Source organism: Paenarthrobacter sp. PAE-2 (genome assembly GCF_026013155.1).
Classification (GTDB): domain Bacteria; phylum Actinomycetota; class Actinomycetes; order Actinomycetales; family Micrococcaceae; genus Arthrobacter; species Arthrobacter ureafaciens.
Genome location: NZ_JAPDNV010000031.1, coordinates 16,496 through 37,020 on the forward strand (window position 1 = coordinate 16,496; position 20,525 = coordinate 37,020).

15 protein-coding genes are annotated in these 20,525 nt (G+C 63.5%); 11 read left to right on the forward strand and 4 right to left on the reverse strand.

The annotated features are described in order from the left end of the window. Positions 1-21 precede the first annotated feature (21 nt). The 3 genes from uvrB (at position 22) to OCL88_RS16235 (ending at position 4,667) form a co-directional block, all read left to right on the forward strand. Positions 22-2,121: an excinuclease ABC subunit UvrB gene (gene uvrB, locus OCL88_RS16225; RefSeq protein ID WP_264963159.1), complete on the forward strand. Its 2,100-nt coding sequence runs from the start codon at positions 22-24 to the stop codon at positions 2,119-2,121. Between the two features lie 168 nt (positions 2,122-2,289). Further along, complete coding sequence (locus OCL88_RS16230) at positions 2,290-3,315, forward strand: TerC family protein (protein WP_021470392.1); 1,026 nt, start codon at positions 2,290-2,292, stop codon at positions 3,313-3,315. 26 nt (positions 3,316-3,341) lie between these two features. After that, a complete protein-coding gene (locus OCL88_RS16235) occupies positions 3,342-4,667 on the forward strand; it encodes an MFS transporter (protein WP_264963160.1) in 1,326 nt (441 codons plus the stop codon). A gap of 21 nt (positions 4,668-4,688) precedes the next feature. Here the strand turns inward: OCL88_RS16235 and OCL88_RS16240 are convergent, their stop codons facing one another. The 4 genes from OCL88_RS16240 to OCL88_RS16255 are packed head-to-tail and all read right to left on the reverse strand — an operon-like array spanning position 4,689 to position 10,533. Then, a complete protein-coding gene (locus OCL88_RS16240; protein ID WP_264963161.1) occupies positions 4,689-6,035 on the reverse strand; it encodes an alpha/beta hydrolase in 1,347 nt (448 codons plus the stop codon). Continuing rightward, entirely contained in the window at positions 6,028-6,540 is a 513-nt protein-coding gene (locus OCL88_RS16245; protein WP_264963162.1) for a GNAT family N-acetyltransferase, read from the reverse strand. The genes OCL88_RS16240 and OCL88_RS16245 overlap by 8 nt, the downstream gene beginning before the upstream one ends. Positions 6,541-6,589: 49 nt before the next feature. Continuing rightward, complete coding sequence (locus tag OCL88_RS16250) at positions 6,590-7,975, reverse strand: CoA transferase (protein ID WP_264963163.1); 1,386 nt, start codon at positions 7,973-7,975, stop codon at positions 6,590-6,592. 23 nt (positions 7,976-7,998) lie between these two features. Then, a complete protein-coding gene (locus tag OCL88_RS16255; protein ID WP_264963164.1) occupies positions 7,999-10,533 on the reverse strand; it encodes a DEAD/DEAH box helicase in 2,535 nt (844 codons plus the stop codon). Between the two features lie 82 nt (positions 10,534-10,615). Between OCL88_RS16255 and OCL88_RS16260 the strand changes: the two genes are divergently transcribed. The 8 genes from OCL88_RS16260 to OCL88_RS16295 all read left to right on the forward strand — a co-directional run bounded on the left by OCL88_RS16260 (position 10,616) and on the right by OCL88_RS16295 (position 20,523). After that, complete coding sequence (locus OCL88_RS16260; RefSeq protein ID WP_264963165.1) at positions 10,616-11,389, forward strand: trans-aconitate 2-methyltransferase; 774 nt, start codon at positions 10,616-10,618, stop codon at positions 11,387-11,389. A 142-nt stretch (positions 11,390-11,531) separates the two neighbouring features. Then, complete coding sequence (locus OCL88_RS16265; RefSeq protein ID WP_264963166.1) at positions 11,532-11,912, forward strand: GntR family transcriptional regulator; 381 nt, start codon at positions 11,532-11,534, stop codon at positions 11,910-11,912. A 65-nt stretch (positions 11,913-11,977) separates the two neighbouring features. Then, entirely contained in the window at positions 11,978-14,905 is a 2,928-nt protein-coding gene (gene uvrA, locus OCL88_RS16270; protein WP_021470400.1) for an excinuclease ABC subunit UvrA, read from the forward strand. A gap of 80 nt (positions 14,906-14,985) precedes the next feature. Continuing rightward, on the forward strand, positions 14,986-15,702 hold the full coding sequence (locus tag OCL88_RS16275; protein ID WP_031215924.1) for an HAD hydrolase-like protein: 717 nt from the start codon (positions 14,986-14,988) through the stop codon (positions 15,700-15,702). Next, on the forward strand, positions 15,689-16,357 hold the full coding sequence (locus tag OCL88_RS16280; RefSeq protein ID WP_021470402.1) for a lysophospholipid acyltransferase family protein: 669 nt from the start codon (positions 15,689-15,691) through the stop codon (positions 16,355-16,357). The genes OCL88_RS16275 and OCL88_RS16280 overlap by 14 nt, the downstream gene beginning before the upstream one ends. Positions 16,358-16,459: 102 nt before the next feature. Then, the gene (uvrC, locus tag OCL88_RS16285) at positions 16,460-18,472 is read left to right on the forward strand and encodes an excinuclease ABC subunit UvrC (RefSeq protein WP_264963167.1); all 2,013 of its coding nucleotides are present in this window, start codon (positions 16,460-16,462) and stop codon (positions 18,470-18,472) included. 111 nt (positions 18,473-18,583) lie between these two features. Then, positions 18,584-19,507 carry an RNase adapter RapZ gene (gene rapZ, locus OCL88_RS16290; protein ID WP_021470404.1) on the forward strand — a complete coding sequence of 308 codons (924 nt, stop codon included), beginning with the start codon at positions 18,584-18,586 and terminating at the stop codon, positions 19,505-19,507. Continuing rightward, the gene (locus tag OCL88_RS16295; RefSeq protein WP_264963168.1) at positions 19,507-20,523 is read left to right on the forward strand and encodes a gluconeogenesis factor YvcK family protein; all 1,017 of its coding nucleotides are present in this window, start codon (positions 19,507-19,509) and stop codon (positions 20,521-20,523) included. Before rapZ ends, OCL88_RS16295 begins: the two co-directional genes overlap by 1 nt. Positions 20,524-20,525 lie beyond the last annotated feature (2 nt).

Here is a 20,525-nt window from a genome sequence, read left to right on the forward strand (position 1 = left end):
AGGCGGGGGTAGATTGATTTCATGAGCCTTGCCCAGGAAATCAACCGCGTCGTCGCACCGTTTGAAGTAGTCAGTGAGTATAAGCCTGCCGGCGATCAACCGGCGGCGATTGCCGAGCTCACGGAGCGCATCAACAACGGTGAGAAGGATGTTGTCCTCCTGGGCGCCACCGGTACCGGCAAGAGCGCCACCACTGCCTGGCTCATCGAGAAGGTACAGCGGCCCACGCTGGTCCTCGTCCAGAACAAGACGCTGGCAGCACAGTTGGCCAACGAGTTCCGCGAGCTCCTGCCCAACAACGCGGTGGAGTACTTCGTTTCCTACTACGACTACTACCAGCCTGAGGCCTACGTAGCGCAGACGGATACCTTCATCGAAAAGGACTCCTCCATTAACGAGGAAGTTGAAAGGCTCCGCCACTCGGCCACCAACGCGCTGCTGACCCGCAGGGACGTGATCGTGGTTGCCACGGTTTCCTGCATTTACGGCTTGGGTACCCCCGAGGAATACATTGCGGGCATGGTCACGCTGCGCAAGGGCGCTGAGATGAACCGCGACCATCTCCTGCGCAAGTTCGTCTCGATGCAGTACACACGGAATGACATGGACTTCCACCGCGGAACTTTCCGGGTTCGCGGCGACACCGTGGAGATCATTCCCATGTACGAGGAACTGGCCCTGCGGATCGAATTCTTCGGCGACGAGATCGAGAACATCCAGACCCTCCACCCGCTCACCGGTGAGGTTATTCGCGACGAGGAGGAAATGTATGTCTTCCCTGCCTCGCACTACGTTGCCGGTCCCGAGCGGATGTCCCGGGCCATCAAGAGGATCGAAGACGAACTCGCCGACCGCCTGAAGGTCCTTGAAAGCCAAAACAAGCTTGTTGAGGCCCAGAGGCTCCGGATGCGGACCACCTACGACCTCGAAATGATGCAGCAGATGGGCTTCTGCAACGGCATCGAAAACTATTCCGCGCACATTGATGGCCGTGAACCGGGCACCGCTCCGCACTGCTTGCTGGACTACTTCCCGGATGACTTCCTCCTGGTGGTTGATGAGTCCCACGTGACCATCCCCCAGATCGGCGCCATGTACGAGGGCGACATGTCCCGTAAGCGCAACCTGGTGGACTTTGGTTTCCGTTTGCCTTCGGCCATGGACAACCGGCCGCTGAAGTGGGACGAGTTCCTCGAACGCATCGGCCAGACCGTCTACCTGTCAGCAACGCCGGGCAAGTACGAGCTCGGCAAGGCGGATGGGTACGTCCAGCAGATCATCCGGCCTACGGGCCTGGTGGACCCCGAGGTGGTGGTCAAACCGACCAAGGGCCAGATTGACGATCTCCTGGACGAGATCAGGCTTCGAACCGCCAAGGACGAGCGCGTCCTGGTGACCACGCTCACCAAGAGGATGGCCGAGGACCTGACGGACTACCTCATGGGCCACGGCGTCAAAGTGGAGTACCTGCACTCGGACGTCGATACCCTGCGCCGCGTGGAATTGCTGCGCGAGCTGAGGATGGGTGTCTTCGATGTCCTGGTGGGCATCAACCTCCTCCGCGAAGGCCTGGACCTGCCGGAAGTGTCGCTGGTGAGCATCCTCGACGCGGACAAGGAAGGCTTCCTGCGGTCCTCCACCTCCCTGATCCAGACCATCGGCCGTGCGGCACGTAACGTCTCGGGCCAGGTGCACATGTATGCGGACAAGATCACTGATTCGATGGCACAGGCCATCGATGAGACAAACCGCCGCAGGGCCATCCAGGTGAAATACAACAAGGATCACGGCATCGATCCACAGCCGCTCCGCAAGAGGATCGCGGATATCACCGACCAGCTGGCCAAGGAAGACGCCGACACCCAGGAGCTGCTGAACAACAACAGGCTCGCCAAGGGTGGCAAGCGGGGCAAGTCCTCGACGAAGGCTGCCGCCACCGTCCGCCAGGACGGTCTTGCGGCAGCGCCTGCCGAGGACCTGGTGGGGCTGATCGAACAGCTCACGGAACAAATGCACGGTGCCGCTGCGGAGCTTCAGTTCGAAGTCGCAGCCCGGATCCGGGACGAAGTCAAGGAGTTGAAGCGCGAGTTACGCCAGATGCAGTCGGCCGGCCACGCCTAGGGTAAAGTTGGCTCAACGTAGGGGAGTATCCCAAGCGCTACGTCCGTCAACACGCAAGGCACAGATGCCTCGCCGGGCCTAGCGGGCCGCCACATCGCGCCTTGGAGCGCATCGGCAGGCCGGAGAGACTTACACCATTTTCCCGTACCCTGCGAAAGGCCTTCTTTAATGGAGCTCCCTGTCTGGTTCGAGGTCGGCTCGTTCGTCGCCCTCGGAATCATCTTGGCCATAGACCTGCTTTTGGTGGTCAAGCGTCCCCACGAACCGTCCATGAAGGAAGCTGGCCTGTGGGTCGCCTTCTACGTGGCTTTGGCTTTGGTCTTTGCCGGTGCCATGTTCTACTTCACCGGCCCCGAATACGGCGGCCAGTTCGTAGCAGGTTGGGTCACTGAGTACAGTCTCAGCATTGACAACCTCTTCGTGTTCATCATCATCATGGCCAGGTTCTCCGTACCCAGGAAGTACCAGCAGGAAGTACTGATGGTGGGCATCATCATCGCGCTTGTCCTGCGGGGTATCTTCATTGCCTTGGGCGCCGTGGTCATCGAACAGTTCAGCTGGGTCTTCTACATCTTTGGCGCATTCCTTCTCTGGACGGCCTGGAAGCAAGCGACGGATTCCGGCGAGGATGAAGAGGACGTCGAGAACCCGCTGATTGCCCGCCTCCGCAAGGTCCTGCCGATGTCCGAGAAGTTCGACGGCGGCAAACTCCGGACCACCGTGGACGGCAAGAAGGTCTTCACGCCCATGCTGATCGTGTTCATCACGATCGGCATGACGGACCTGCTGTTTGCCGTCGATTCGATTCCGGCAATCTTCGGCCTGACGCAGAGCGCCTTCATCGTGTTTACCGCCAACATCTTCGCCCTGATGGGCCTGCGCCAGTTGTACTTCCTGCTCGGCGGCCTGATGACCCGCCTGGTCTACCTGAAGCACGCTTTGTCTGTGATTCTCGCTTTCATCGGCGTCAAGCTTGTCCTGCACGCCATGCACGTCAACGAGCTTCCCTTCATCAATGGCGGCCGGCACATCGAGTGGGCTCCGGAGATTCCGACCTTCGTTTCCCTGGCCGTGATCGTCGGAACCATCGTCGTCGCTGTCGTCGCCAGCCTGCTCAGCCCGGCGGCACGGCGGGCCAAGATCGACGCCCGGTTGGAAGAGGATGCAAAGAAGTCCATGAGCCAAGCCGACTAGGCATGGCTTGGCTGTAGTCTCTTGGGGTGACTACCACTTCATCAACGGCGCTGGATCCGCAACGGGTCCAGCGCCGTTCTGTTGCCCTGCTCAGCGGTGCCCAGCTCTTGAGCGGCATCGGAAACGGCGCCACCTTGTCCATCGGCTCCCTGCTGGCCGTCGACCTTTCAGGCTCGCAAGTCTGGGCCGGGTCCGTCACCACCATCCTCACCCTTTCAGCCGCTGTGTTCGCCTTGCCACTTGCCAGGCTCGCAGAGCAGCGGGGGAGAAGGACGGGGTTGGTCACCGGCCTGGTTGCTGCACTGGCCGGTGCGCTGCTGATGATGGCTTCAGTGGTGGCGGGATCGTTCCTGCTGCTCCTTCTGGGCGGGGCTTTCCTCGGCCTCGGCACCGCCGCCAACCTCCAGGCCAGGTTTGCCGCCGTCGATCTTGCGGACGCAGCGCATCGCGGAAGGTCGCTCTCCACGGTGGTGTGGGCAATTACCATCGGTGCAGTGGCCGGGCCCAACCTCATCCAGCCCGGCGCAGTGGTGGGAACAGCGCTGGGGATGCCACCAATTGCCGGCCCTTTCGTCTTCTCCGCAGCGGGCTTGTTCCTCGCGGCCGCGCTGCTCTTCTTTGGCCTCAGGCCGGACCCGCTTCTCCTTTCCCGCCGCCTGGCCTCGGAAGGGTCAAAAAGCGCCCTTCCCCCGGCCCGGGGTACAGTCCGTTCGGGATTGGCCGCAATCCGCGCGTCGCGACCGGCGCTTTTGGCACTGGCCGCAGTGGTTACTGCCCACGGCGTCATGGTCGCCGTCATGTCCATGACGCCCCTGCACCTGCAGCAACTCATCGCCGGAACCTCGACTGCGTCCGGGCACCAGCACGCCCCGGTGAGCGACAGCACCGACGCCCTGGTAGTGATCGGGTTGACTATTTCCCTCCACATTGCCGGTATGTTCGCGTTGTCCCCGGTCTGGGGTTGGCTTACTGACAAAGCGGGCCGCTACGCGAGCATCATCGCGGGACACGGGCTGCTGCTCGTCGCCGTCGTCGTCGCCGGATTCGGCCAGCATGAGCCGTCGCTGGTGACCGTAGGCCTGATCCTGCTGGGGCTTGGCTGGTCAGGTGCCACGATCGCAGGCTCCACGCTCCTTGCCGAAAGCGTCCCGGAAAGCCAACGGGTAACCGTTCAGGGTGTCTCTGACACTCTCATGGGCGCTGCCGGGGCTTTGGGCGGCGCCACGTCAGGCTTGGTCCTGGCCTCGGCCGGATATCAAGGCCTCAACACAGCCGGGGGCGTGCTGGCCGCAGCGGTGCTCGCATTCGCGGTCACCGCTGCGACCCGTCGGAAGTCGCCCGCCTCCGCCTAAATAGAGCAACCCCGCGGCTTATCAACTGCCGGGACGGACCAGCCCCAACAGGCGCCGGAAAATGCCTTCGCCGTCCTCGCCGATACCGTCGTGGTGGAAGGCATCGGTCACCCAAGGTTGGAGGCCCCGTACAGCCGAGGCAGTCTCCATGGATAAGGCATGGTCCACGTAGATATCGTCCTGATACACCGCGGCAGCTACAGGAACAGTGTTCGTCGCGAGCCTCTGCACGTCATAGAGGGGACCCCAGTCCGCCTTGCTGGCAAGCAACTCCGCGACCGGTTGGAAAGGCACAAGTGCAGGATCCTGCACGAAGTACCAGGGGTAGACCATTTCGCCGGTGAGAAGGGGTTCGTCCGCGGAGGGTTCGAACTCCGGGTACTCCTCCAGGACCCGCCAGGCTGCCCATTTGGTGGCCTCGCCCTGCGCGTAGATGGACTCGTGCAGTACGGCGTACAGCGGGTTGCCGGCACGGCTCACAAGCGAACGGACCTGCTCAAGGAACGCTTCGGACAGACGGGGTCCCGTGGCTGTTTCGATGAACGCGTCCTCCAGGAGGTAATGCAGGGCATCTACCCGCGTGTTGCCACCGAGGAATGAGCCCACCATCTGGAATCTTTCCGGGGTGAGCCGCTCGCCGCTGGCCAGGTGCTCTGGCTGGTCGGCCAGATGGCGCATGATCCGGGTAATACGCCCGCGGTCTTCGGGATACCAGGCGAAATACTCGGCGTTCCGCGCGGCAACGCGATGGAAGGTAGCGCGGTACACCCGTTCGGCCGGCCCTTGGAGGGGCGCGAGGCCGCCGGTGATAAGGACCTCACGAAGTCCCTCCGGAGCGAAGGACAGGTACGTGAGTGCGCAGAATCCGCCGAAGCTTTGGCCCATCACCGTCCAAGGTTCCGCCCCGAGGATCCGGCGAATCATCTCGGCATCGGCCACGATCGAGTCAGCCCGGAAGTGCGCCAGGTACTCGGCCTGCCGCTCTGCGTCTCCGCGACGTGCCAACGATTGGAATTCAATGGGCGTGGACAGGCCGGTACCGCGCTGGTCCAGCATCAGGATGCGAAAATCCTTGGCCGCAGCCTTCATCCAGCCGGACAGAGAGGTTACCCGGTTGCCGCGTCCGCCCGGTCCACCCTGAAGGTACAACAGCCAGGGCAAGCGTGCCGCGTCCTCCGCCGAGTGTTCCGTGGAGGTGTACTCGCGGGCGAAGACCGTGATGGACTCTTCGCCAGCGATTGCCTCGCGGCCGTTATGGCCCGCCCAAGCCTCCACCGGGCCATGGTCAAGGGGCACCGTGAAGAAGTGTTCCACGGTGCGGAGGCCCCGGAACTCGTGCCTTGCGCGGATGCTGTGCAGTTCAGCCACGCGCCAACGCCCTGTCCGGCGCCCCGGCTGCCGATCCGAAAGTTAGAAGGGCTTCGCCCGTCAGGCGGAACGTGGACCACTCCTCCATGGGCAGCGCGCCCAGGTTCTTGTAGAACTTGATGGACGGTTCATTCCAATCCAGGACGCTCCACTCCACGCGTGCGTATCCGCGTTCGACGGCGGTTGCGGCCAGGTGCTGCAGCAGCGCCTTTCCGTGGCCCTCGCCACGGGCTTCGGGCCGGACATAGAGGTCCTCGAGATAGATGCCGTGGACGCCCTCCCACGTCGAATAATTCAAGAACCACAGGGCAAATCCCTGGACCTCGCCGGCCGCGTTCTCTGCCATGTTTGCGAACACCCGGGGGTTGTCCCCGAAGAGGACCTCGGTGAGTCTTTCGGGCGTGTTCTTGACGGCGTCCGGTTCTTTTTCGTAGATGGCGAGGTCATGGATCATGCCAAGGATCGCGGGGACATCATCAGCGGTTGCGGGGCGGATTACACTCATGGTTCCGAGCTTACTAGCGCCCGGCCCCGGGTGCCTGATGCCGCAAAGCTCAGGCCCTGCCCCACAAGAGCTGTGACGAGCCATAGGCCACAGGCGCGCGGGTGTAACTGACAGGAACACCGTCGGCCAGCAGCGGCGGGCCTACGAACCTGAGATGGCCGTGGACGCTCTCCATCCCGTGGTATCCAGGTTCCGGCAGGGACGCCGGCAGTGACTCCGGCTCGTGGCCGCTACCCGGGGCCGGAAGGAGTCCGGCCCCGAAAAGCTCCTCAGCGGTGCGGACCAGCGACATCGTGGCCACACCGCCCCGGCCCGTGCGGGTCCGTTCGGCAAGCAATCCCAGAATGGCCGCTGCCAGGCCGTAGCCCGTTGCGTGGTCCAGCGCCTGGACCGGAAGCGCACCCGGCCGCCATCCGGCGTCGCCGTCGCTTCCGTAGTCAGTAGCGATGCCACAGGCGGCTTGGACAATACTGTCGAAACCCCGGCGTTCCTGCCACGGACCGGTACCCCAGGCGTTGAGCGTCGCCACCACAAGTCCACCATTGTCGCGTGCCAGATCCACCATTCCCAGTCCGAAGCGCTCCAGACTTCCGGATCGGTAGCCTGTGACCACGACGTCGGCCCGTGCCACCACAGCGCGCACCTCGTCCAGAACCGAAGGCACCGAGAAGTCCGCCACGACGCTTCGTTTGTCGAATCCGCAATCGATGAACGCATCGGGAAGTTCGGGAAGTCCGGGCGGGTCGATCCGGAGGACGTCCGCCCCCAGTGCGGCGAGGAGCCGGGTGGCCGTTGGTCCCGCTATGACCCGTGTCAGGTCGAGGACCCTCAAGCCCTTCAAGGGACGGGCAGCATCGCGGCCCGGGACCCAGCGGCGTGCCCCTGATGATCCCCCGGACTCCCTCAGCGCGATCCAGGGACCGCGGCTTGCCGCTTGGTGCATGGGGGAGCGTGTCCATTCCGCTCTGGTTCGAACAGCCGCGGCAACGCCGCCTTTGGCGGTGATCACTGATTCCGCTTCCGACGCTGTCAGCTCCCTCAAGGCGGGGCCGACGTCGTCGGTTGAGGAAACGCCAAGGGCCTGCAAAAGCCTGGCCGCGTGGTGCGGGTAGTTGGCATGCAACCGGACCCAACCGTCCGACGTCGGACGGAAGCCGGAGAGGGGCGCGAAACCTTCCGGCTGCTTTCCGGCGATCCGCAAGTGCCGCAGCGAGTCAAAGGCGGCTGCGGTCCCCGCTGACGTGACCGAAAAGGCCGACGTTCCTGTCAAGGCGTTGAGGGCAGTCGCCGCAGCCTGGACCGACCCAATGGCGAGGCCCTCCACATCCAAGGGTCCGCGCCACCACAGGCGCGGCCCGGACCATTCCGCAACAGGGACGTCCTTGACGGCCGCCAGTGTGCGGAGGCTGTCGGCCAGGTTGGGAACAGGATGCATTCGCGCCTCTTCGCTACGACCCGCTACAAGCGGCCAACGTCGGTCACGCGGACCACGGCGGTTCCCGTTTCATCGGAGGCCTGGAGGTCGACTTCCGCCGAGATGCCCCAGTCGTGGTTGCGGGCGGGGTCATCAAAGATTTGGCGGACGAGCCACTTTCCGGGTTCCTCGGTGATGATCAGCAACCCGGGTCCGCGGGCATCGGGGCCTGTTCCAATGTCGTCGTGTTCGTCGAAGTAGTCGTCCAGGACTTCTTCCCAGCGATCGGCGTCCCAACCGGCCTCGCCGTCGAGTTCGCCCAAGGCGGCCGAGTCTTCGTCAGCAAACAGCTCCACCCTGCGGAACATCTCATTGCGCACCATCACCCGGAAAGCCCTGGCGTTGGATGACAACGACGGCGGAGGCGGCGGGGGAGCATCATGCGGCGTCGGAGCCAGCCCGGCAGTCAGTTCCTCCCATTCGTCAAGAAGACTCGAGTCCACCTGGCGGACCAGTTCTCCCAACCACGCGATGAGGTCTTCGAGGTCCTCCCGCAGCACGTCCTGGGGTACGGTCTGCCGGAGGGCCCGGAAGCCGTCGGCGAGGTAGCGCAGGACGATCCCTTCGGAACGTGCCAGGCCATAAAACTGGACGAACTCGCCGAAATTCATGGCGCGCTCGTACATATCGCGAATGACCGACTTGGGCGCCAGCTCGAAGTCGCCTACCCACGGTGCCGCCTTGCGGTAGACCTCAAAGGCCTCGCCCAAAATTCCGGCAAGGGGCATCTGGTACGTGACTTCCTCCAGCATGGCCATGCGTTGGTCGTACTCGATGCCGTCCGCCTTCATGGCTGCGACGGCCTCGCCGCGGGCCTTCTTCTGCTGGGCAGAAAGGATCTGGCGCGGCTTCTCAAGCGTGGCCTCTATGACCGAGACGACGTCCAAGGCGTACGACGGCGACTCCGGATCGAGCAGCTCCAAGGCAGCCAGTGCGAAGGGGGAGAGTGGCTGGTTGAGGGCAAAGTTGGCCTGCAGGTGGACCGTCAGCCGCACGGAACGGCCCTCAGCGTCCTGTTCCTCCGGAGGAACGCGCTCAACGACACCTGCCGCCAGCAGTTCGCGGTAGATACCCAAAGCCTTCTTCATGAGCTTGAGCTGGGATGCCCTGGTTTCATGGTTTTCCGTCAGCAACCGGCGCGTGGCCAGGAAGGGGTCGCCCGGCCGTTCCAGCAGGTTCAACAGCATTGCGTGGGTGACGGTAAAGCTCGAGCTCAGCGGTTCCGGCGTCGATTCCACCAGTTTGTTGAATGTCGGTTCTCCCCAGGAGACAAAACCCTCAGGCGGCTTCTTCTTCACCACTTGGCGGAGCTTCTTCTGGTCGTTGCCGAACTTCGCGGCCGCCTTGGCCATGGCCTTTGTGTTCTCGACAACGTGTTCCGGAGCCTGCACCACCACTGTCCCGGCGGTGTCGTACCCGGCCCGGCCCGCACGGCCGGCAATCTGGTGGAACTCGCGGGAGTTAAGCAGCCTGGTGCGAACGCCGTCGTACTTGCTCAAAGCGGTGAGCAGCACCGTGCGGATAGGGACGTTGATGCCGACGCCCAGGGTGTCCGTGCCGCAGATGACTTTCAAGAGTCCGGCCTGGGCCAACTGCTCCACGAGCCGGCGGTACTTGGGAAGCATTCCCGCGTGGTGCACCCCTATGCCGTGGCGGACAAGGCGGTTCAAGGTCTTCCCGAAACCGGCCGCAAACCGGAAGTTCGCGATCAGCTCGGCGATGCGGTCCTTTTCTTCGCGGCTGCACATGTTGATGCTCATCAGGTTCTGCGCGCGCTCGATCGCTTCCGCCTGGCTGAAGTGGACCACATAGACCGGGACCTGTTTGGTGGAGAGCATCTCCTCCAGGGTCTCGTGGACGGGGGTGACGTGGTAGTAATAATGCAGCGGGATGGGCCGCTCCGCCGAGCTCACGGTGGTGGTGGGCCGCTCGGTCAACTCCGTCAGGCCGCGCTCGAACCGGGTGACGTCGCCCAAGGTGGCGGACATCAGGAGGAACTGTGCCTGCGGCAGTTCCAGCAACGGCACCTGCCACGCCCAGCCGCGTTGCGGGTCGGAGTAGAAGTGGAACTCGTCCATTACCACTGAGCCCAGTTCCGCACCCGCCCCCTCACGCAGCGCGGTGTTGGCCAGGATTTCGGCCGTGCAGCAGATAATGGGAGCATCCTGGTTGACCCCGGAATCGCCCGTGATCATGCCGACGTTCTCCGCGCCGAAAATCTCACAGAGGGCAAAGAACTTCTCGGAGACCAGCGCTTTGATGGGTGCGGTGTAGTAGCTTCGTTGGCCCCGGGCCATGGCCTCGAAGTGGGCCGCGATCGCCACCAGCGACTTTCCTGAACCCGTGGGCGTCGCCAGGATGACGTTGTTGCCTGCGGCGAGTTCCATGATGGCCTCGTCCTGCGCGGGATAGAGCTGCAACCCGCGGCTCTCCGTCCATTCGACAAACCGCGTGTAGATTTCGTCAGGGTCGAGGGGCCCGGCGCCCGTGGAAGCTGGAAGCTGCTCTGGAAGTTTCATTGGTTTCCAGCTTAGTGCCCTAACGCACTAGGCTCGCTCAGGTCAGCAGTACCGGTCCGGAGCTTGCCTGAAGGGTTGTCGAATGAAGTGGGATCCCAGTAAATACGTCCAGTTCGGTGACTATCGTGACCGTCCCTTCCATGACCTCGTTGCCCGGATCCGGGCCGATGACCCCACCCGGGTGGTGGACCTTGGATGCGGGCCCGGCAACCTTACCGCCACCTTGGGAATGCGTTGGCCGGAAGCACGGGTCACGGGGATCGATTCCTCTGCCGAAATGCTGTCCAAAGCTGCCGCGCTGGCCGAGCCCGGCCGGCTCAGCTTCCAGCACGGTGACATCGCCGACTGGCAGCCACAGCCGGACGTGGACGTCGTCGTCACCAATGCAGCACTCCAATGGGTCCCCGGCCATCAGGAAATGCTGGCCTCCTGGTTGCGGGCTTTGCAGCCAGGGGCCTGGTTTGCCTTGCAGGTCCCCGGCAATTTCACCTCGCCGTCACACACCCTGATGCGTGAACTCGCCAACTCGCCCGCCTGGGCGCCGCGCCTGGCCGGAGTACTGCGGCACGACGCCGTCGGCAGCGCTGCTGATTACCTGAACATCATGCTCGACGCCGGTTGCACGGCTGACGCTTGGGAAACGACCTACCTGCAGGTGCTCCCGGGCCAGGACCCTGTCCTTGATTGGGTACGGGGCACTGGACTCCGGCCGGTACTGGCAGCCCTGTCTCCGGCCGAGGGGGCCGAATTCGAGCACGAATACGCCGCTATGCTGCGTCAGGCCTACCCTTCATCGAGGCACGGCACTGTGTTTCCGTTCAGGCGGATTTTCGCCGTGGCACAGAGGAATCCGTGACAGGCAACAGCGCTGTACGCTTTCCCGCGAGCCGTCACGGCTTGTCCCGGCACTTCGACGCTGGTCTAATTCTCGGCATGGAGCAAGGACGTTTCGCTGATCAAGGCACCGCCGCCCAGGTGCCGCCCTGCCGGTGCCCGCAATGACCGGGAACGGTGATTTCCCTGGAAACTGGCGTCCGAACACCAACAGCGGAGTTGCCCTGTTCGAGCAGTTGAGGCTGCGAATCATCGAACTGGCCGACTCCGGCGTTTTGGCCGTGGGTGCCAAGCTTCCCCCGGTGCGGAACCTTGCCGGGGTCCTCGATGTTGCGCCCCACACTGTTGCCCGGGCCTACAAGGAACTCGAAGCCGCCGGCGTCGTTGCCACCAGGGGCCGCAACGGGACCGTGATCTGCGCCCGCGACGACCGGTGGGGCGCTTTGGCCGAAGTCGCCGCCCAATATGCGGCAGCAGCGAAGGCCCAAGGGGCATCGTTCGCGGAGGCGGTGCAGCTGCTGGCCGCAGCCTATGATGCCGATTGATACCGCCGGGTAGGGTGTGAGCAACGACATGGAAATTCGAAGACGTTTTCGACTAGCATTGTTGGGTGCCCAAAGCCTTAGCTGAAGATACAGCCGTCCATGACCTGAACACTGTTTCCGTCGCACCTGACGCCAAGCCCGTGCGCCCGGATCTGTCGCGCCTGGTGGTCAAGGGTGCGCGTGAGCACAACCTCCGCAATGTCGACCTCGATCTTCCCAGGGACGCGATGATCGTCTTCACCGGGCTCTCCGGATCCGGTAAGTCGTCCCTCGCCTTCGACACCATCTTTGCTGAGGGCCAGCGCCGCTACGTCGAGTCGCTGTCCGCCTATGCCCGCCAGTTCCTGGGACAGGTGGATAAGCCCGACGTCGACTTCATCGAAGGCCTCTCGCCCGCGGTCTCCATCGACCAGAAGTCCACCAGCAAGAACCCGCGCTCAACCGTTGGCACCATCACCGAGATTTACGACTACATGCGCCTCTTGTGGGCCCGTGTGGGACGTCCGCACTGCCCGGTCTGTGGTGAGCCCATCACGCGGCAGACTCCGCAGCAGATTGTCGATCAGCTGCTCGAACTCGACAAGGGCACGCGCTTCCAGGTCCTCGCTCCGGTGGTCCGCGGCCGCAAGGGCGAATTCGTGGACCTCTTCAAGGAGCTCACGGCCAAGGGCTATTCCCGTGCCCGGGTGGATGGTGAACTGGTCCAGCTCAGTGAAGCTCCCAAGCTGGGAAAGCAGTTCAAGCACACCATTGAGGTTGTGGTGGACCGCTTGGTGGTCAAGGAAGATATTGGCCAGCGCCTCACCGACTCCGTAGAAACCGCCCTGGGCTTGGCCGAGGGCCGCGTACTGGTCGAGTTCGTTGACCTCGACGCCAAGGACCCCGCACGGATTCGTGCTTTCTCCGAGAACCTGGCATGCCCCAACGAGCATCCGCTGGCTATTGACGAGATCGAACCCCGCTCCTTCTCCTTCAACAACCCTTTCGGCGCCTGTTCTGCCTGCAGCGGCATCGGTACCAAGCTTGAGGTGGACGAGGAACTGATCGTTCCCAACCCGGAACTCTCCTTGGCCGAGGGCGCCATTGCACCGTGGTCGATGGGCAGCGCTACCACGGAATACTGGAACCGGCTCCTGGAAGGCCTTGCCTCGGAGCTCGGCTTCTCCATGAATACGGCCTGGGAAAAACTGCCGAAGGACGTCCGCAACACGGTCTTGCACGGCAAGGACCACAAAGTGGTTGTGCAGTACCGGAACCGCTTTGGCCGTGAGCGCAAGTACAGCACCGGCTTCGAGGGCGCCATCCAGTATGTGCACCGCAAGCACGGCGAGACGGACTCCGATTGGGCGCGGGACCGGTACGAAGAGTACATGCGCCAGATTCCCTGCCCCGAGTGCAATGGTGCCCGCCTCAACCCGGCATCCCTCTCGGTGCTCATCAACGGCAAATCCATCGCCGAAGTCGCTGCGCTGCCCATGCGGGAGTGCGCTTCCTTCCTCGGCAACCTGACGCTCACCGGTCGTGAAGCGCAGATTGCACACCAGGTCCTCAAGGAGATCCAGGCCCGCCTGACGTTCCTCCTGGACGTCGGCTTGGAGTACCTGAACCTGGAGCGCCCGTCCGGCACCTTGTCCGGCGGAGAGGCCCAGCGTATCCGCCTGGCCACGCAGATCGGTTCGGGATTGGTGGGCGTCCTCTACGTACTGGATGAGCCTTCCATCGGCCTCCACCAGCGCGACAACAGGCGCCTCATTGAGACCTTGACCCGGCTGCGGGACCTGGGCAACACCCTCATTGTGGTGGAACACGATGAAGACACCATCCATGAGGCCGACTGGGTAGTGGACATCGGACCGGGCGCAGGTGAGCACGGTGGCCAGGTGGTCCACTCGGGCACCTACAAGGAACTGTTGGCGAACACGGAATCCCTGACCGGTGATTACCTGTCCGGGCGCCGGAAGATCGACGTCCCCGCCAAGCGCCGCAAGTACGACAAGAAGCGTGAGCTGAAGGTCGTTGGGGCACGCGAAAACAACCTGAACAACGTGGACGCGACCTTCCCGCTGGGCCTGTTTACTGCCGTGACGGGCGTCAGCGGCTCCGGAAAGTCCACCCTGGTCAACGAGATCCTTTACAAGGTCCTCGCCAACAAGCTCAACGGTGCCAAGCAGGTAGCCGGAAGGCACCGGACAGTGAACGGCCTGGAGCACCTGGACAAGGTGGTCCACGTCGACCAGAGCCCCATCGGCCGGACCCCCCGGTCCAACCCGGCAACCTACACCGGGGTCTTTGACAACATCCGGAAGCTCTTCGCGGAAACAACGGAAGCCAAGGTTCGTGGCTACCTGCCCGGACGGTTCTCCTTCAACGTCAAGGGCGGCCGCTGCGAAGCCTGCTCCGGAGACGGCACGTTGAAGATCGAAATGAACTTCCTGCCGGACGTGTATGTGCCCTGCGAGGTCTGCCATGGTGCCCGCTACAACCGGGAAACGCTGGAAGTGCACTACAAGGGCAAGACCATCGCCGATGTCCTCAACATGCCGATCGAGGAAGCTGCCGAGTTCTTTGCGGCGTTCACTCCGATCGCCCGGCATTTGAAGACCTTGGTGGACGTCGGCCTCGGGTATGTTCGCCTTGGCCAGCCGGCCACCACCTTGTCGGGCGGCGAAGCGCAACGCGTGAAGCTGGCAGCCGAGCTCCAGAAACGCTCCAACGGGCGCAGCATCTACGTGTTGGATGAACCCACCACCGGCCTGCACTTCGAGGACATCCGGAAGCTCCTCATGGTCCTTCAGGGCTTGGTGGACAAGGGCAATACGGTGATCACCATCGAACACAACCTGGACGTGATCAAGTCCGCCGACTGGATCGTTGACCTCGGTCCAAACGGTGGCTCCGGAGGCGGCCGGGTGGTGGCCACGGGCACGCCCGAGCAGGTGGCCAAGTCGACCGAGAGCCACACGGCAAAGTTCCTGGCCGAGATTCTCGGTTAACGACCCTTTACTGCGGTCGAAGTATTCCCGTAGCGGCATGCGAGTTTCAGGCATGCCGCTACGTGTGGGAAACTAAGCCGGTGACTCATACCAAGGTGCCCGTAATTTTCGATCTGGACGGCACCCTTGTCGATCCAGCAGGCGGTATCACGGGAGGCATCTCGACTGCCCTGCGGGAAATGGGACTACCGGTTCCGGACCAGGCCGTGCTGAATTCGATGGTCGGACCCAAGCTCAGCGACGCGTTGCTGAATCTTGCGCAGGTGCCCGCGGCCCTGGTGGATGAGACCATCCATCGCTACCGGAGCCATTACCGGGAAACCGGAATTGCCCAGAGCAAGCTTTACCCCGGCATCTTCGATCTCTTGGAGTTCTACGCCGAGTCGGGCCGGCCTACCGCTGTGGCAACGCAGAAACCGCAAGGGATTGCGCGGCTGGTCCTTGAGCACCACAACATCGCAGACTTCTTCGTTGCCATTCACGGAGCTCCGGACGACGAATCACTCGGTACGAATGCCGCCCCCGGCAAGGTCGGCATCGTGGGGGCCGCGTTGGCCTCACTGCACAGCCAGCCGGCGGTCATGGTCGGCGACAGGCACCAGGATGTCGCCGGGGCCATGGCGAACGGTCTGGACTGCATTGGTGTCAGGTGGGGATTCGCTCCCGACGGCGAACTTGAGGAAGCCGGGGCTGTGGCCGTGGTGGCCACGACGCTGGAACTGCGAAGCAAAATTGAAGAACTTGATGCTGTCCGAGCGGCGGCCCTGAGCGAGGTACATAACGATGGCAGTATTTGATGCGATCCGGTGGACTACCCGTGGACTGATTTCCACCACATGCCGGCCAACGGTCATCGGCCTTGAGAATGTGCCCAAAGAAGGCCCCTTCATCGTCGCACCCAACCATCTTTCCTTCCTGGACAGCGTCATTGTCCAAGCGCTCATGCCTCGGCCGGTAGCTTTCTTCGCCAAAGCCGAATACTTCACCACCAAGGGCGTCAAGGGCGCCGTCATGAAGTCCTTCTTCGAAGCTGTGGGTTCCATCCCCGTGGAACGCGGCGAACAGGCAGCCAGCGTCCAGGCGTTGAAGACGCTGCTGGATATCCTCGAGGATGGCAAGGGCATTGGCATCTACCCTGAGGGAACCCGATCCCGGGACGGGATCCTGTACCGCGGACGGACCGGAGTGGGCTGGCTGGCGTTGACCACTGGCGCACCTGTCATTCCGGTGGGACTCATCGGCACTGAGAAGCTGCAGCCGGCAGGCAGGAACGCTGTGCGCCCCCAGCACTTCACCATGAAAGTGGGAGAACCGCTGTACTTCGAGAAGACCGGCCCCGACCATTCACTGCCGGCCCGGCGCGAAGTTACTGACCGCATCATGGATGCCATTGCGGCGCTCAGCGGGCAGGAGCGCTCCACCAGCTATAACCAGAGCAAGGCCGTGGAGTAGCCCGCCCGGGTACCCGCCATCCAGTGCGCCGCCCATCCTCTGCACTGACCATGCTGCACGGCGGCGGCGTATGCTGTCCGCCCCGATCACTAGACTTGAAACGTGGCACATCCAGCAAGTTACCGCCCTAAAACAGGCGAAATCCCCACCAACCCCGGCGTCTACCGCTTCCGCGACCCGCACGGCCGCGTCATTTACGTGGGCAAGGCAAAGAACCTCCGTTCCAGGCTGAATTCGTATTTCGCCAATCCGGCGGGCCTGCTGCCAAAGACGCACGCCATGGTGCACGCCGCGAGCAGCGTCGAATGGACGGTGGTGGGCAGCGAGCTGGAGTCGCTGCAACTCGAGTACACGTGGATCAAAGAGTTCAAGCCGCGCTTCAACGTGGTGTTCCGGGACGACAAAACGTACCCGTACCTCGCTGTGACCATGGGGGAGAAGTACCCCAGGGTCCAGGTCATGCGTGGCGAGAGGAAAAAGGGCACACGCTACTTTGGCCCGTACACCGCAGGCGCCATCCGCGAAACCATGGACACCCTGCTCCGGGTCTTCCCGGTCCGCAGTTGCAGCGCAGGCGTTTTCAAACGCGCCCAGGCCAGCGGCAGGCCGTGCCTCCTGGGGTACATCGACAAATGTGCCGCGCCGTGCGTGGGCCGGGTGAGCCCGGAGGAACACCGGGGCCTGGCCGAGGACTTTTGCTCCTTCATGGGCGGGGAAGCCAAGCGGTTCATCAACAAGCTCGAGAAGGACATGGCCGCCGCGGTTGCCGAGCTCGACTATGAGAGGGCAGCGCGCCTCCGGGACGACATCATCGCCCTTCGCAAGGTCTTTGAACGCAACGCAGTGGTCCTGTCCGAAGACACGGACGCCGATGTCTTCGCCCTGCACGATGACGAACTCGAAGCGTCCGTCCAGGTCTTCCACGTTCGTGGCGGACGGGTCCGCGGCCAGCGTGGCTGGGTGGTGGAGAAAGTGGAAGACGCCACCACTCCCGAGCTCATTGAGCACTTGCTCCAGCAGGTTTACGGCGAGGACAGCGAAGTCCAGGGCCGCATTCCGCGCGAGGTCCTGGTTCCTGAAATCCCGAGCAACCATGACGAACTTTCCGAATGGCTGGCCGGCCTGCGTGGCGCCAAGGTGGACATCCGGGTGCCGCAGCGGGGGGACAAGGCCGCCTTGATGTCCACCGTCAAGGAAAACGCGGAACAGGCCCTGAAGCTGCACAAGACCCGCCGGGCAGGGGACATCACGGTGCGTTCCCTCGCCCTGCAGGAACTCCAGGAAGCACTGGAACTGCCTGTTCCACTGCTTCGGATCGAATGCTTCGACATCTCCCACGTCCAGGGCACCAATGTGGTTGCATCCATGGTGGTGGTCGAGGACGGCCTGCCCAAGAAGTCCGACTACCGCAAGTTCTCCATTACCGGAGCGGCTGCCGCGGACGATACCGCGGCAATGCACGACGTCCTCACCCGCAGGTTCAGGCACTACCTCAACGACAAGGCCGAGCAGGTGCCCGTATCCGGTGAGATCGTCAACCCGCTCCAAAAGGCGGTGCCGGGCGCTACCGAAGAGTCGCCGTCGGACCCGTCCCAACCGGCGCCGAAAGCCAAGTTCGCTTACCCGCCCAACCTGGTGGTGGTGGACGGCGGACAGCCGCAGGTGAATGCCGCTGCGCGGGCCCTGGCCGAGCTGGGGATCGACGACGTCTACGTGGTGGGCCTGGCCAAACGGCTTGAAGAGGTGTGGCTGCCGGACAGTGATTTTCCGGTGATCCTTCCGCGCACGTCCCAAGGTCTCTACCTGCTGCAACGTATCCGCGATGAGGCGCACCGCTTCGCCATCACGTTCCACCGGCAAAAGCGCGGCAAGGCCATGACGGTCTCGGCCCTGGATGGTGTTCCCGGCCTGGGAGAAGCCAAGCGGAAGGCCCTCGTGGCGCATTTCGGGTCCTTGAAGAAGATCAAGGCCGCTTCCGTCGAAGAACTGACGTCGGCCAAGGGGATCGGGCCCGCCCTGGCTGCCGCTGTTGTCCAGCACCTCGGTTCCGCAGAGAATGCCGAGGACGCCGCACCGGCCATCAACATGACCACCGGCGAAATCCTGGAATCTTAGTTAGGGTAAGAACTTGACCGGTGGCCGCGTTCGCGATGCCGCCGGCGCATATGCCTGACTTCAACAGGCGCTTTGTGGGACACACCACTTTCAGGGAAACGGGGACGACGGATGGACGAGGCAACGGCAGGATCGGGCGCGGAGCAGGACGGGATGACCCCCGTCAAGCCGCCGGAGGCCGAACTGCTGGTGGTGACGGGCATGTCCGGGGCAGGCCGAAGCACCGCTTCGGACGCGCTGGAGGACCACGGCTGGTATGTGGTGGACAACCTTCCCCCGCAGATGCTGGGCACGCTCGCCGAAATCGTTTCCCATGCACCCAAATCGATCCCCAAACTGGCCGTCGTCGTCGATGTCCGGAGCAAGGACCTCTTCACGGACATCCAGACCGCCTTGGGTGCCCTGAGTGCCAGCGGCGTGACGTTCCGCGTCCTGTTCCTCGACGCCAGGGACGAAGTCCTGGTGCGCCGGTTCGAGCAGGGCCGCAGGCCGCATCCGCTGCAGGGCGGTGGACGCATCCTGGACGGCATAGGAGTGGAGCGTGAAGTCCTCCGGGAACTCAAGGAACACGCCGACATCGTCCTGGATACCAGCGACTATAACGTCCACGGCCTGGCTACGGCGATCACCGAACTGTTCAGCGACACCGGCCCGGTCACCCTCCGGCTGAACGTCATGAGCTTTGGCTTCAAGTACGGGCTACCCGTGGATGCGAACTTTGTTGCCGATGCCCGCTTCATCCCGAATCCGCATTGGGTTCCGCAATTGCGCCCGCATACGGGCCTGGACCAGGACGTCAGCGACTACGTGCTGGCAGCCGACGGTGTCCACGAGTTCGTCGACCGCTATGTCAGCGCCTTGGAGCCGGTACTTGACGGCTACCGCCAGGAGAACAAGCACTACGCCACGCTGGCCGTGGGCTGTACCGGCGGCAAGCACCGCTCGGTGGCTGTCGCCGTCGAGCTTTCCAAGCGGCTCGCGCAGTACCCGCGGGTGACCGTGACAACCACTCACCGAGACCTGGGTCGCGAGTAATGGGCGTCCTCACCGGCCCGCTGCCGCTGATCCCGCCCAAAGGCGTTCCCGGCAGCCAGCAGGACAAGACCCCCTCCGTCGTCGCCCTCGGTGGCGGCCATGGGCTGGCCGCCTCCCTGTCCGCCCTGCGCCTTCTGACCTCCGAGCTGACCGCGATCGTCACGGTAGCGGACGACGGCGGTTCTTCCGGGCGCCTGCGGGACGAGTACGGCGTCCTCCCGCCCGGGGACCTGCGGATGGCGCTCAGTGCGCTCTGTGATGACACCGATTGGGGCCGGACATGGCGCGATGTCATGCAGCACCGGTTCAACGCGGGAACGGCCAAAGGCGGCTCACTGGACAATCACGCCATGGGCAACCTGCTGATCGTGACGCTGTGGGAACTGCTGGGCGATACTGTGGCAGGCCTCAAGTGGGCCGGCGCGCTGCTGGGTGCCCGCGGACAGGTCCTGCCCATGTCCAGCGTGCCGCTGACCATCGAAGGGCAAGCCCGGGTGGAACTTCCCGGAGGCGGTCATGAGCTGCAGACCGTGCGGGGCCAGGCCAAATGCGCGGTAGCCGGAAAGCTCGAGGACGTCCGGCTCCTTCCGGAGGACGCACCGGCCTGCACCGAAGCGCTGACCGCCATTGAGCTGGCCGACTGGGTCATCCTGGGCCCCGGCTCCTGGTACACGTCGGTACTGCCGCACCTCCTGCTGCCCGAACTTCGCCAGGCATTGGGGGAGACAACCGCAAAACGCTGCCTCACCATGAATCTCGACGTCGAGACCAAGGAAACCTCAGGCATGACCGCCGCCGACCATTTGGATGTCCTGCGGCGCTACGCTCCGGAGTTCAGCGTGGACGTTGTCCTTGCCGACCCGGCCGCCGTGCAGGACCTCAATGCTTTCGAGAAGGCCGCCGGGATGATCGGGGCCGAAGTCGTCTTGGGTAGAGTAGGGGCGTCGAGACGCAGGCCTGTCCATGACCCACTGCTCCTGGCGGCGGCGTACCACGATATTTTTGGGAACAGTTAGGA